General features: G+C 33.8%; 11 protein-coding genes and 1 pseudogene. 5 read left to right on the forward strand and 7 right to left on the reverse strand.

The features are described from left to right. Positions 1–175: 175 nt before the first annotated feature. The 3 genes from FOF46_RS25495 to FOF46_RS25505 all read left to right on the forward strand — a co-directional run bounded on the left by FOF46_RS25495 (position 176) and on the right by FOF46_RS25505 (position 2,911). Entirely contained in the window at positions 176–934 is a 759-nt protein-coding gene (locus FOF46_RS25495) for an SDR family NAD(P)-dependent oxidoreductase (protein ID WP_109436123.1), read from the forward strand. A gap of 85 nt (positions 935–1,019) precedes the next feature. After that, positions 1,020–2,156, forward strand: coding sequence for an ATP-binding protein (locus FOF46_RS25500; RefSeq protein ID WP_109436124.1), 1,137 nt, complete (start codon positions 1,020–1,022; stop codon positions 2,154–2,156). Positions 2,157–2,182: 26 nt separating this feature from the next. Further along, positions 2,183–2,911 (forward strand): metallophosphoesterase, encoded by a 729-nt coding sequence (locus FOF46_RS25505; RefSeq protein WP_109436125.1) that lies wholly within the window; start codon positions 2,183–2,185, stop codon positions 2,909–2,911. A 450-nt stretch (positions 2,912–3,361) separates the two neighbouring features. On the opposite strand, the gene FOF46_RS25510 is transcribed toward FOF46_RS25505, so the two are convergent. The 3 genes from FOF46_RS25510 to FOF46_RS25520 all read right to left on the reverse strand — a co-directional run bounded on the left by FOF46_RS25510 (position 3,362) and on the right by FOF46_RS25520 (position 6,740). Then, positions 3,362–3,892, reverse strand: coding sequence for a tetratricopeptide repeat protein (locus FOF46_RS25510; protein WP_160114147.1), 531 nt, complete (start codon positions 3,890–3,892; stop codon positions 3,362–3,364). Positions 3,893–4,035: 143 nt separating this feature from the next. After that, the gene (locus tag FOF46_RS25515) at positions 4,036–5,433 is read right to left on the reverse strand and encodes an RtcB family protein (RefSeq protein ID WP_143918412.1); all 1,398 of its coding nucleotides are present in this window, start codon (positions 5,431–5,433) and stop codon (positions 4,036–4,038) included. An 11-nt stretch (positions 5,434–5,444) separates the two neighbouring features. Continuing rightward, entirely contained in the window at positions 5,445–6,740 is a 1,296-nt protein-coding gene (locus FOF46_RS25520) for a PcfJ domain-containing protein (RefSeq protein ID WP_143918413.1), read from the reverse strand. Between the two features lie 653 nt (positions 6,741–7,393). Between FOF46_RS25520 and FOF46_RS25525 the strand changes: the two genes are divergently transcribed. Further along, positions 7,394–8,533 (forward strand): SPFH domain-containing protein, encoded by a 1,140-nt coding sequence (locus FOF46_RS25525; protein ID WP_109436128.1) that lies wholly within the window; start codon positions 7,394–7,396, stop codon positions 8,531–8,533. Positions 8,534–8,587: 54 nt separating this feature from the next. Then, positions 8,588–9,694 carry a TFIIB-type zinc ribbon-containing protein gene (locus tag FOF46_RS25530; RefSeq protein ID WP_143918414.1) on the forward strand — a complete coding sequence of 369 codons (1,107 nt, stop codon included), beginning with the start codon at positions 8,588–8,590 and terminating at the stop codon, positions 9,692–9,694. Positions 9,695–9,699: 5 nt separating this feature from the next. Here the strand turns inward: FOF46_RS25530 and FOF46_RS25535 are convergent, their stop codons facing one another. The 4 genes and pseudogenes from FOF46_RS25535 to FOF46_RS32730 all read right to left on the reverse strand — a co-directional run. Continuing rightward, positions 9,700–10,194 carry a hypothetical protein gene (locus FOF46_RS25535; protein ID WP_143918415.1) on the reverse strand — a complete coding sequence of 165 codons (495 nt, stop codon included), beginning with the start codon at positions 10,192–10,194 and terminating at the stop codon, positions 9,700–9,702. 73 nt (positions 10,195–10,267) lie between these two features. Next, positions 10,268–13,954, reverse strand: a complete 3,687-nt coding sequence (locus tag FOF46_RS25540) for a T9SS type A sorting domain-containing protein (RefSeq protein WP_143918416.1) — start codon at positions 13,952–13,954, stop codon at positions 10,268–10,270. 327 nt (positions 13,955–14,281) lie between these two features. Continuing rightward, positions 14,282–14,743, reverse strand: a complete 462-nt coding sequence (locus tag FOF46_RS25545) for a hypothetical protein (protein ID WP_143918417.1) — start codon at positions 14,741–14,743, stop codon at positions 14,282–14,284. After that, positions 14,744–14,856: pseudogene (locus FOF46_RS32730) on the reverse strand (IS982 family transposase); the annotation flags it as partial. It abuts the gene before it with no gap.

Below are 14,856 nucleotides of genomic sequence, written 5' to 3' on the forward strand. Positions count from 1 at the left end.
CTGTTAATTCTTGGTTAAATGTACCCCGAAAAACCCACAATAAGCACAAATTTTACAGTATATTTAAACCTCTTTTGCAAAAAATTGGACATACCAATATTCATCATTTTCATGATGAGTTTACAAAAAGACGAAATACACATAGTCGTGTTGCAAATTTTAAAACAATAAATACATGCCGGCAAAGACAGCATTAATTACAGGAGCTACTAGTGGAATCGGAAAATCTACCGCTATAGAATTATCAAAACATAACATCAATCTTATTCTTTGTGGTCGAAGACAGGATCGATTAGATCAATTACAAAATGAACTAAGCAAAACTGTTGATGTACATACATTATGTTTTGATATTAGAGATAAACAAAAAGTTTTTTCTGCGATAGAAAGCCTTCCATCAACATTCGACTCCATTGATATTCTTATTAATAATGCCGGAAATGCACATGGTCTTGATCCTATACAAACCGGAAAACTTGAGGATTGGGATGCTATGATGGATATAAACGTGAAAGGATTATTATATGTTTCTAAAGCTATCATCCCAAAAATGATCAATCAAAAATCTGGTCATATTATTAATATTGGGTCGACAGCAGGAAAAGAAGTATACCCAAACGGAAATGTGTATTGTGCCAGTAAACATGCAGTAGATGCCATCAATAAGGGGATGCGTATAGATCTTAATACACATGGCATTAGAGTTGGAGCTGTTCATCCCGGACTAGTGGAGACAGAATTTAGTAATGTACGTTTTAAAGGAGACGACAAAAAAGCCGATAATGTTTATAAAGGATTTGATCCATTAACCCCAGAAGATATTGCCGATATTATTGCTTTTGTAGTTACACGGCCTTATCATGTTAATATTGCAGACCTTATTGTTCTCCCAACGGCACAGGCAACCAGCACGATTGTAAACAAAACTTTATAATTTCTTTATTCTCATTGCATTGCTAGCCCGATAAAAATGGCTAAGTTTATCTTGGGAAAAGTCTAAATTGCTATTTACGAAAGGAATGATCAATAAACGCCTCCTTATTAAAAACCTACTTGCACATAATGACGAGAATAGTTTTTATGATAAGAAGCGTAAGCTTAATATTGGCGAAAAAGAAGGTAAAGCCAAATTCTTAAAGCATATTTGTGCACTTTCAAACTCTAATCCTAAGAACAATTCATATATCGTAATTGGAGTTGAAGATGAGGATAATCAAATTATTGGAGTTGATTTTTTTGATGATAGTAAAATTCAAAATTTAGTCAATGCATATCTGGCTAATCCCCCAATAGTAAGCTATGAAAACATTCCGTTTCCACACTTACCCAGCGACAAAGTAGTTGGTCTGGTTTCTATTAGATCTCAAGGAAATAAAATGTGCTCTCTTCGTAAAAATATATGGAAATACTACGGTGGAGCAGTTTTTTTTAGAGACGGAAGTATTAGTATGCCCAAGGTGTTTGATCTTGAGATCAAAGATGTTAATTCTGAAATTGTGAACGCCATAGAAAGCCATGCTCAAAATAATATAGAACTTACTTTGGATGGGGTCTTTCATTTCATGAACTCAAGAACAGACTACAACCCTAATTATAAGGTGTTTAAAGAATATTTTGTTGTTTGTTGGGCAGGTAAAGAAAAAAGACAAAATGGAGAAACATACTATTCACGAGTGGATATTGAGCTAATTAATGAACATGTAAAATTATTCTACTCAGAGCTGGATGAAGTAAGTATATCATTAACCGATGATCGATTTAAAATTGTAGAATATGTACAATTAGGTTTACAAGACACATTTCAGTATTATCCTTTAGAAGAAGTTGTAATTACTTTTAAAGACAATGCTAGTTATGATATAGAAAGTAAACTTCTTTTTGAACCTCCTAAGTTTGATCGAAAGACATTATTTCATTTATATAATAGCAATAATGCACTCATTGAAAAAATAAAAAATAAAATTCCGTTATCAAAAAACGAAGCAAAAGATATTGTAAATCTTCCTGCTACCTATTTGTTGTGTTATTTTAATGATTTTAGCGAAGCAAAGGAAAAACTGGAAGAAGCAAAACCATATTTAAAATCCTATAACGATACAATATATTCACTTTGCAAAGAGAGCATTAGAATATTAAGAAAAGTACGATATAGTTAATACAAATTAATAACCACAGACCAAACATGGGTAGAACCTTAGTAATTGGAGATATACACGGCGCATTAAAAGCATTAAAACAACTACTCGTCAAGGCAGACGTAAATCAGGATGACACACTTGTTTTTTTGGGAGATTATGTAGATGGATGGAGTCAAAGCGCTCCACTTATTTCATTCTTGATTGAACTTAAAAAAACCCATAATTGTATTTTTATTCGAGGAAATCATGACGAACTTTGCTATACCTGGTTAACTCAAAAAACGTATAATCCCGAGTGGATGAAACATGGTGGTCAAGCCACAATGGACTCGTATGCAAAATTATCTCAGGAAGAAATCAATGTCCATCTTCTATTCTACAAAAACTTGATCAATTATCATATAGACGATCATAATCGATTATTCCTACATGCTGGATTCACTAATCTTAATGGACCAGACAGAGAATTTTTTAGTAAATTATTTTATTGGGATAGAACTTTATGGGAAACTGCCCTTGCTCTAGATCTCAATCTTAAAAAAACCGATCTAAACTATCCTAAACGACTACTCCTTTTTAATGAAGTTTACATTGGTCACACCCCTGTTACCAGGATTAATAAAACTACACCTGTACAAGCCGCTTGTGTATGGAACATGGATACAGGAGCAGCTTTCAAAGGGCCATTAACCTTAATGGATATTGCCACCAAACAATTTTGGCAAAGCGATCCTGTATACCAATTATATCCTAATGAAAATGGGAGAAACTAAAGTTTCACACTAAAAAATTCAATGTGATATAAAAATTTTGGGGATTAATTCTACATTTCATTCACAATCAAGTAGAATGACGTAATAGTTCTTTTTCAAACAAGCTAGTTCTAGTGCTCGTTAAAAAAAATAATGAAGTAGGGTATCATTTTTGATAGACGTTATTATAATAATTGCATCTTCTATATACAATAAATGATTAAAGTTTATATTCTATGAAAACAATAATAAATTTTTTAGCGTACTTAATGATGGCTTTTTCCTTAATTTTTATAATTGCATCAGAAAAATTAGGTGTACTTCAGAAATCAGATTCTAAATCAAATTAACCCTAATATTAATTTCTGAATTATTTTTAGACAATATAAAATAATCAAAAAAACAAGTAAAACAGCCTGTTATCAAATGATTTTGATAACAGGCTGTTTTTACAACATATCCAAACCTATCTTATTTTTTATTCTTTTTCTTCTTCTTAGATTTTGATGCCTTCTTTACTTCTTCTTTCTTAGATGTAACTCTATCAATTTCTTTATCAAGGAAACTTCTAAAATTAGTATTCAATGCAGAACGTTTAGCTGCTTTAAAACATTTTTTAGCAGTAGTATACATCTCATACTTTTCGAATAAGATTCCTTTCAAAAACTCTAAAGATGCTTTATCTGATCCCGGAATTGTAATCCCAATATCAAGTACTCTTTCTGCTTCTTGATAGTTATTTAACAGAATTAAAAGCTCTGCATAGTAATAATATGTTGGAGTAAAGGTATGATCCAAATGCAATGCCATCTGAAAATAAAATTTTGCATTTTTATAATCGTCCAATTGCTCCATGTAGATTCTACCCATTAAATAATGAGCCCCTACGTGAGTATTATTTGCTCCGATTACATATTGTAATTTCTCAATACATTGTTCTATATCAAAAGGATAATTATCCAATGCTTGTATATACAATACTTCTTGTGTATCTATTGCCATTTTATTTGTTTTTATTATTAGGGCATTACCACTCTGCTTAAGCAGAGTGGTCGGGCTATCCGTTATATCTTTTTTACGTATTCTCGACTGCATCAAACCCACGCAAAAAAGGATGCCACTCTTATCCCTAATGCAATCTGTATTTAATTTTTATCCATTCGTACAATTTTAGGAGTAAACATTCCAATAACTTCTACCAATTCAGTCTGATTAGCCATTACTTTATGAATGTCTTTATACGCCATAGGAGCTTCATCTAATCCACCACCTAACACCGTTACTCCATGATCTCGTAACATTTTTTTGACTTCACTACCTGTGAGCATTGTTTTTGCTTTTCGGCGTGATAACCGTCTTCCCGCTCCATGTGAAGCAGAATTTAACGAAGCCTCATTTCCTTTACCCCGTACAATAAATCCAGGAGCGGTCATTGAACCCGGAATGATACCTAAAACATTTTTTCCTGCAGGAGTAGCTCCTTTACGATGCACAATCATCTCTTTGCCTTCTACTTCTTCTTTCCAGGCAAAATTGTGATGATTCTCGATGACAGTTAGCGGTCTTGATCCTAATGCCTTGGATAATCGTCTATGGATATCATCATGACAAGCAGATGCATAATCCCCTGCTAAGTTCATTGCAATCCAATATTCCTGTCCATCATGAGTATTAAGGTCTAACCATGCTAAATGCTTCGCTTCCTGAGGTAAAGGATTTTGTTTCATCGCTAATTTTGTGTAATGCTTAGCAATGTTTGCTCCTAACCCTCGTGAACCACTATGGGATAAAATACCAAGATATTTCCCTGGTGGAATATCAAATTCATTATCAGGATCAGTGATTTCTACACTACCAAATTCTACAAAGTGATTTCCTCCTCCAGAGCTTCCCAGTTGTTTAAAGGCCTTATCCTTTAATTTTTTTACTGTCGGAATTTCACTAAACCCCTTATGTTCAAAAATCTCATGCATAGGAATATTTTTATGCACCTCATAGCCTCCAAACTTACTATGATCCCGAAGCATCTGTATATATTTATCCTTATGTCCTTCTAGATAGGAAACATTAATATCATAAATACTCAAACACATTCTACATCCTATATCAACTCCTACTCCATATGGTATTACTGCATTTTCTGTAGCTAGTACACCTCCGATAGGTAATCCATATCCCGAGTGCCCGTCAGGCATTAGAGCCCCTGCTTTGGCCACTGGTAGTTTCAGCGCAGTATACAACTGGTGTTTTGCTTCTTCCTGAATCTCATTTTCTCCAAAAATAGTAAAAGGTGCTCGCTGAGTATTCAGTTTTTGAGCTTCCACTTTTACCGGTTGCATTAATTCTTCTGCGATTTTTCCCATAATACCATCTCCTATGTATTTTTCGGGAGTTTTGAGTACGGTTTTTAATCGCTGTACCACTTTGTCTTTTCGGTCACGTTTATAATGCCTTAACATGATATCAATTGCGATACTAATTACTTTTCCTTGTGGATATCCTATTGCTATGAGGTCTTTTCCTCTTAATTTTAATTTTGCCATAATTTTTAAATTTAAAGCCATTTTGAAATCGAAAGACCTTCTGCAACTGCCCATTTGCCCATAATTTCCTTTGCTTTATTACTAATTGGTTTATTAAATCTTGCTTTTGACTGCACAATCATTCTATTCGATATGTTCACCTCGATTGTTGCCAAAATCTCTTCATAATTCAATACACTTTCTTTTCTCAAAGTAAAAATAGAAGTCCTTTTCCTGTAGCAGGAGGATGCATAACTAACCACACAGTGGTTCATTCTTCTTCCTTCAATTCTAAGTTCTTTTGTACTTCTTAATTCACTTAACCTATAAGTCACTCTTTTTTCTTCTTTTCCTTCAACAACAGTCAAAGGAGAAATTGAACTTGCTTCCCAAATCAAATCCTTACCTTGTTTGGAAGTTCTGTTGATCTCAATATGCCATTGATCAGAAGCTCTCATTAATGAGGTAATAGTTCGACCTTTAATAACATAAGAATCATCTTCGTCTATACAGTGATATAAATAATCTAGCAGTTCCCCTGTTTTTTGAAGATCTAACATCGTTTGTTTCGACATAAACTGAATTACTTTATCCCAGAAAAATTCATTTTCAAAATGATTTCTGCTCAAAAAAGTATTTGCTATATAGTCCGCAAAAACCTCATCTGCTCCGTATGATAAAGACTGTGCCCATCTTAATGCCATAAAGACATTATAATCATCTGGAGCAGTTCTAAAAAAATGAGCTCCTTTTTTAGTCAGTTGAATAGGGAGTTTTAAACTTCTTATACTACCACCATTTGTTAATTCAATAAACCAACTGATCTGCTTTTTATCGCTGGTAAACCAAGTGCTATATAAGAATTTAGGAACTTCATACTTCTCAAAACAATGTTCTAATAAGGATAGTATTTGTTTATCACTGTTATGGCTTTTTCTTTTCCAAGTTCTATAATCACTTTCAAAATGATTCGTATACCATGCCATATTAAATACTACATTAATATATCGTTGTTCTTGTAGTAAACGATAGCATTTGTTTTTATAAAGAAATAATAATAACTCCTTAAATCGAGTTCTTCTCATCATATATCTCCTTCGACTCAAGTTCTTGAAATAAACATGATAATGACTCGTAAACGGCACTATTCCCTGATGATCACTAGCTCCATTAGCATAGAGATCTTCTATGATTATTTCAAATGGAATTCGTCTGACTCTCTTATGATTTTTTAAAGCTTCCTGAAGCCGAATTTCTCTTTCTGAAGCTTTTTTAATTTCATCTATTCTATTTTTTTTGGATAGATGTCTTCTTTTATATGTTCCCATGATTGTAAACTCATTGAGTATTTTTAGTATTTGTTTTTATTAAACTTTATAGCTGAAAACACACTCCCGAGTCTACAGCCAATTTTATTGACTTACATTTCGTTTCATAAAAAAATTTAAGATTAGTAGTTGATCTCATTCGACGTCTCGAAAATATTGATCCATAAAAAAACCCTGAGTTTTAATGCTCAGGGTTTCAATTTTGAAAAGTATCGTGAATATTCACTAACTACAATATCTAACCATGAGCTGCCTTTGCACTCCAGGATTTATTTGATATGTATGTAGCTTGAACATTTTTTTAGTTTTTTAGACAATGTCTTTATGACTATTGCGATGCAAAAATATTCCTTTTTTTGAAAACTCAAAATTCAAATAGCTATTTATACTCATTCTAATTCAATTATTTAGAAGATTTATCCTTTAACAAAGTGTCAGAATTAGAAGTATACTTTGCACCATACACTCTAATTTTGATGGTTATGTACTTCTGATATTTTCAAAAAAAAACTTCACGTATTTTATATTCATCTATCATATTTATTATTTTTAATGCCATATGAAATTGTCCTAAGTTAATTAAGTGGATATTCACTTAAATTATTATAGCATATTTTGTAGTTTTAAAACACGAATTTAAAATCAACTCATCAATGGGAATTTTTGACAAAATAAAGGAAAAGCTTAGCCACGAGTTTATCGATATTATAGAATGGTTAGATTATACAGATGACACCATTGTACACCGTTTTGAAAGATATCAAAACGAAATAAAAAATGGCGCACAACTTATCGTAAGAGAAGGGCAAACCGCGGTTTTTATAAATGAAGGACAATTAGCAGATGTATTCACACCTGGAACTTATACATTAAACACACAAAATTTACCCATTTTAGCTACGCTAAAGGGATGGAAATATGGTTTTAACAGCCCTTTTAAAGCCGAAGTATACTTCGTCAACACTCATCTGTTTACTGATGAAAAATGGGGAACCAAAAACCCAATTACACTTAACGATGATCGATTTGGCCTGGTAGAAGTTCGTGCTTTCGGAACCTATGCTTTTAAAATTAGCGACGCAGGAAAATTTGTTGTTGATATCGTAGGAACGGATGCAAATTTTACCAATTTTGAAATCAACGAACACCTTAAAAGTTTAATTTCTACACGTTTTACAGACACCATTGGTGAAGCTAATCTTCCTATAGAGTTGTATGCTGCTAATACTACAGAATTATCAGAAACTTGTCTCGAAGTGATGCAACCAGAATTTAATTTTGTTGGTATTTCGTTAGAAAAATTCTTTATCGAGAATGTCTCAATGCCAGAAGAACTTAAAAAAGAAATCTTCGAATACAGTAGAATTGATAAGCTCGATCTTGACAAATTAACCAAGTTCAAAACCGCGAAAGCTATCGAAGCCGCTGCTGCTAATGAAGGAGGTACAGCTGGTGCTGGAATGGGTATGGGAATGGGATTTGTCCTTGCTCAACAAATGGGAGGTATGATGAGCCCTATGGCAGGGCAACAAGCACAGGTACAGCAACAACAAAACGCACCTGTTACTCCTCCACCGATGCCTGTTCAAGTACAGTATTTTTATGCATTAGAAGGACAACAAGCCGGACCAGTTTCTTTTGATCAACTCAAAGTACTATTTGCAAACAGAACCATCAATAAAGATGTTTTGGTTTGGAAACAAGGAATGGCAAATTGGACTCCTCTAAAAGACGTTGAAGAGTTAAAGTCATTTTTAGGGGGCAATACTCCTCCTCCATTACCTGGTAACTAAGAAAACTTCTCGAAATATTTAATCGATCTTGATACATATCGGGGTAATCATTTTATGGAAGAAGAAGAAAAAAAAGCAATTTCAGAACAAAAAAGGTCCTGTGTTAATTGTGGTGCAGAATTAAAATACAAGCCTGGAACCACAAACATTAACTGCGAATACTGCGGTCATCAGGAAACCATTACACAAGATGAGGATGGGTTTAAGGAATTAGAACTTAAACCTTACCTTTCTGCTATGGGTTCTCAATCCCATTCTGAAGAGATCATGATGCTTCATTGTAAAAACTGTGGTGCAAATCAGCACGTCGAAGAGAATTACAAATCACTTCACTGTGTATATTGTACCATGCCCCTAATTATAGAGGACGCCTATAAAGAAGATTGGATTTTACCAGGAGCTGTTCTTCCTTTTCAGTTTGACCAGAAGAAATCTCATCAGATATTTTCAAAATGGGTAAAAGGATTGTGGTTTGCTCCTAATAAACTAAAAAAAGCAGCCTTAGATCCACAAAACACCAAAGGGTTGTATCTACCTTACTGGACATTTGATGCACAATTATATGCCGATTATACAGGAGAGCGAGGAACATATTATTATGTTAGTGTCCCATATACAACAACGGTAAATGGTAAAACAGTTACAAGAACAAGACAAGAACGAAGAACGAGATGGTCACCAACAAGCGGAAATATAACCGGATTTGTAGATGATACTTTGATCAAGGCTTCACATCAACGTAATAACGCTATCCCAAAAAAACTATCACATTGGAATCTCGATGCTCTTGAGCCTTTTAATACAAGTTATCTGGCAGGTTTTGTTACCGAAAAATATACTATTCTTCTGCAAGACGGGCATCTATCTTCTACTAAAGAAGCAGAACGTATTGCAAGATCCTGGGCAAGACAAGATATTGGTGGAGATACTCAAAGGGTACACAGTATTGATATGCGTTTAAGCCAAGAAACTTTTAAGCATATCTTATTGCCGGTATATATTAGTGCATATCGTTTTAATAGTAAGAAATATAATTTTTTCATTAATGGCCAAACCGGAAAAATCTCAGGAAGCAGACCCTACTCTTTTTGGAAAATCTTCTTTTTGGTGGTGTTTATACTTAGTATTATTTTAATCTTATTGTGGTTATCTAATAAATAAAATAATTAGTTAATTACTTTAAAGCTTGAAACAACATAAGCTGTTTGGCTCATATTCCTACATAATCCTTCTTCAACAATAAAAAAGAATTCTTGGTCTTTAATAAGTTTTTGTTTTAATACTTCAAAATCTTCGGCCATGTATTTTCTTATCCCAAATGTAATTTCTTGACCTGCAGAAATCATATTTACAATTCCAGAACCCGAACCTTTAACACTATTAACTTTTACTGTTACTGTAGCTTTATACGATTTCCCACAAATAGAAGCATCCTTAGTAATTTTAGTTACAGAAGCTATAAGGTGCACCGTTCCTGGGTTAATTGGGTCCTGAGAATTAATATATGTTGGTTTTTTAATAGTTGGTGTATTAACGTTAGATCCTTGGTTTTCTACTTCTTTTTTTTGATAGTTCTGTTCTTCTTTTTTCTCCTGCGTATTACCCGTTGTTTTGCAAGAAAATAAGACCATCATCAATAAAAGGTATACTACTTTATCCATAGTGGTTAAATTAAAAAAAGGAGTTGAAAATTTCAACTCCTTTTTTATATTTTTATTTATTATACTTTCAAAATTATTTTTTGATCACTTTGAATTGTGTTGTTGTATTTTGTTCATCAACAACATTTACAAAATAAATTCCAGGTGCATTACTTGTTGCATCCCAAACAAAACCAGAACTTAAATCCACTCCAGACTGTGAGTAAATTTTACTTCCCATAAGATTATACACATCTACATTAACTTTTTTACTTGTTTTTTTGTTAAGCGTATCAAAGTTAAAAGTAAACCTATCGGCAGATGGGTTAGGCGAAACTATATTATCTGATCTGGTATCAATAGTTGCCAGAGGTTCAGAAACATTAGTTTGATTAGATTCTGGATTTTGAACTGTTCCAAAAATTTGGAATATTTGATCTATAGGAATCCCTGCGAAGGCAGCACCTGCAGATGTCCAATCCAAAGAACCAAATACACCTAATTCATCTCTAAATAATGCCTCATTACCAGTAATCTCACTTTGAGCTGACCAGAACCATTGTCTTGCTCCAGGATTAAAAGCTAAGTTTACATAAATCGATATCCAATAATTTCCGCTTTCTAAAGCTACTGGTTCTGCTAGTGCCAAATTAAGCGTAGTATCATTTGGCTCAGAAATTGGGGCAATTTGCCCACTATTAAATATTTCTTGACCAGGCACACCTTCGTTATCTTGGTATATAACTACTGTAGCATTTGTAAGTGCAGGGCGATTATTTTCACCTCCAAACGCTAATATCCTTTCGATATTCCACGTAGTTCCTGTAGGTACTACAAAGTCATCTGCAGACTGTATTAATCCTCCAAAATCAGGGAAAAATTGAGAAATTGTTGACGTTACGCTTGCACCACCTTGATCATAAATCGTATTAACCACTGTAATAGTAAAACCTTCGGCTACTTGTTCATTGCCAGAAGTAGCTACCAACGAAATAGTTGCTTGGTCACCTACAGTCAACTCCTCACTATATACTAGTTTAATGGTATTACCTTCAAGCGTTGCCGTAACTAAACCAGGGTTAGAATTTTCAAATTCGATATCGATAGCCTCTCCATTTGATTGAACAAATAAATCAGTTATATCAATTTCTTCTGGTGAAGCTGCAACATTATTTATATTTAAATCTAAATCATCCAATAAATAAGATACGCTTAGCTCAGATTCTGGTAATTCGTTAATAATTGGGAATCTAGCACTAAACAATCCATTACCATGAGCTGCAACTGCAATAAATCCATCTTTACGGGTAACAACTTCGTCAGTAACTGCATTACCAATTGCAAATTGTTCTTTTCTCCAAACGGTATTTTCACCCATTAACCTATTCGTATAGTAAAGCCCTGTACTTGTAGCTGCATAGATTTTTTGTAATCTAGAACCAAAGAACCCTTGACTACCACCAAAAAATGCAGTACTTCTTACCGATGGACCATTACCAGATCCGTCTCTATTCTCTTCTAAGTTACCACTAATATTGGTCCAGGTTTCACCTGCATTTTCAGTTAAAAACAGACTGATAATACCATAGTTTGAAAAAGTAATAATAACTCTATCTGAATTGGATGGATCTACATTAATATCATTAACAGTTCCTATAGGTAATCCTTTTCCAGTAGTAATATCTATAGCCTCTTGATCATCAATATTTGCATTATCCATTCTGTATACACCACCTTGGTTTGTACCATAATACAATCTGTTAGCAACAGGAAATGTAGATACATCTAAAGATGTGATTCTGCTTCCTGCTGGAGTATCAGAATTTGGTAGTTCTACCCAATTATCCTCTAATTCATCTAAATTATTATTTCTCCACATTCTATTACCTGCAGGTAAATACATAATGTTATCATTATTATGATCTAAGATAAATGGTGCAATAAATGCAAATCCTGTGGCATTAGGCGGTGTCACACCTACAGATGAAACAAACTCTCCAGCTTCATTATAATTCTGTCTAGCAATATTTCCTCGCTGAGATGAAACATATCTTGTTCTCCCCCCATCGGCTATGGCACTATACGCACCATCTCCACCAAACAACTCTTCCCAATCAGCCTCTGGATCTGTAGAGTTGGTATACCACGTACTGTTGTCCTGAAAACCAGCTAATAAATCATCGCTATTTGCTTCTGGATCAAAAGATACATGATAGGGTTGTGTAGTTAAATATCCATTATTTAAAGAGGTCCAATCTACAGGTTCTGCTCCTGCATTAGTTGCAGTAATGTCTTCGGTTACTGCTACACCTCCATCACTACCAGTTAATACTCTATTTGGATTAGAAGGATAAAATACTAACTCATGCTGATCAGGATGCTGATCAGTATATACAGTAACATTATTTAATGGAGAATAACCAGCTATCCAGCTTTCTTGACCTGCCGGTGTTGTAAATCCTGTAGTAGATCTATAAAGGTTTGTACCTCCTACAAATACCAAATTAGGATCAGCTGGGCTTACCTTTACAACCATATTATACCCAGTTTGTAGGTTTAAATTTCCAACTCGGCCTCCAATTGTTGTGGGTAAGTTAGCTGTAAGATCTGTCCAAGCTTCTTCTGGAGTTTCTGCAGATGCATCATATCTATATAGTACTGCTTCATTTCCTGGATTAAGGTCTCTTGTCAAGAAGTAAACTGTATCTTCATTTGATGGATCAATTCCTGCTTTTGATCTTCCAAAAGCGGGTATGAAATTAGGTGGTGTAATATTTTCCCAAGTATCTCCACCATCAGTAGAGGTCCAATATCCCTCATTTACCTCACCTTCTGATGCTATAGTAGCATATAATATTCCAGTAGAAGTTACACTAACTTCAACACCTCCTCTAAAACCTGATTCCAATACTTCGGTAAAAGAGTTTCCTCCATCTTGAGATCTAAAAAGCCCATCAATAGTAGCTACAAATAAATCTCCATTAGTAGGGTTTATAGCTAAAGAATTTATAACATCAAAACCTGAAGTAACCAAACTTACATTACTATTAGCAGTTGCTCTTAATTGTTCCCAGGTACGTCCACCATCTTGTGATTTATATATACCATTTCCCAGAAAGAAAGCTCCTCCTGCACTAGCAGAATTACCTATAGATTCTCCTGATCCATAGTACCAAGTAAAACTGCGACCAGGTCTAGGATCCTGAACAATAGCAGTAATACTAGGGTTTTGGAAACGTCTGGTCACTTTTCTCCAGCTTTCACCTCCGTTTTCAGAGCGCCATAGCCCTCCTGAAACTCCTCCGGCAAGGATTACATTTTCGTTGTTACGATCTATAGCTAAGGCTCTTGTTCTACCTCCTACATTCCAAGGTCCTCTGTTTTCCCAATATGAAAAACGCTTAGCATTGGATGATTTAGCAATACTGTTTAATGATTGTTTTGAATCATTACCAACTTGTATTTTGCCAGAAAACTGTATTTCAGCATTTCTAATTCCTTGAGGAATTTCATTAGAATAAGGATTCTTAAGTCTTTCAAACTCGAATTCAGCACGAGCAATAGCATCATCTTCTTTGTTTATAAGTTTTCCTCCATTCTTTTTTGCTCTACTGTTATAAATCATTTTAGCTTCTTTATAAAGCTTGTGAGCATCTGGTTTAGATTTTTTTTCGTTTTCCTTTACAGAAAGTTTTGGTTGTTGCGCATTTACTGAAATAATGGTTCCAACGATTGAAACCGCCCAGACAGAACGTCTGAGATAAAATAGTAATTTTTTCATTTTTTAAGCTGATTTGTGAGTAATCCGCAAATCTAAATTAAAATTTCGACTTTTTTTCTTAAAATTTAAGGAAATTTAGCAATTTATTAGTTTTTCCTTAATAAAACCTCTAGACTTTCGGTAATAACGTGACATATATCTTCCTCGACAATAACAGGGCTATTTTAATAGTAAGAAATATAGTTTTTTAATGGACAAACCAGAAAAATTTCAGGAAGCAGACTCTATCCTTTTTGGAAAATCTTCTTTTTTTGTATTGTTTATACTTGCTGTTATTGCTTCAATATATTGGATAACTGAGTTCCTAAGCTAAAAATCTTCACTAAATTAATTTATAATCTCAAAAGTAATAATCTCATATACCGTCTTAGCAGAGTCAAAACACAGTCCTTCTCTAACTTTAAACGAAACTTTCTGGTCTTTGGCCAATTTTTGTTTAAGAGCATCAAAGTCTTTCGAATGTGATTTCATAAAAGCAAAAGTAATTTCTTGTCCAGCAGAAATCATATTTACAATGCTCGAACCTAAACCTGTAATACTTTTTACCTTTACTGTAGTAACTGCATTATACTTTTGACCACAAATGGAGATATTCCTATTTACATCTTGTATTACTGCAACCAAATGTACTGTATTAGGGTCTAGAGTATTATGATGCTTAAGATCACTAAACTTAGGTTTTTCTACTTTAGGTTTCTGTTGGCCCTTTTCTGTTTCTTTTTCTTTGGCAACACTATTTGACTTACATGAAAATAGTCCTATGAATATTAATATATACCCGTTGTGCATTTAGTTAATATTAATTTTTAGGTTGTTTATATTTCTGTTGAATTCAAACCTATTGATATATTGAATAATGGTCATTGCTGTGATCTTTGATAAGATTCTATTTTTAAATCCCT

It is taken from the genome of Aquimarina algiphila, assembly GCF_007489275.1.
Taxonomy (GTDB): Bacteria; Bacteroidota; Bacteroidia; order Flavobacteriales; family Flavobacteriaceae; genus Aquimarina; species Aquimarina algiphila.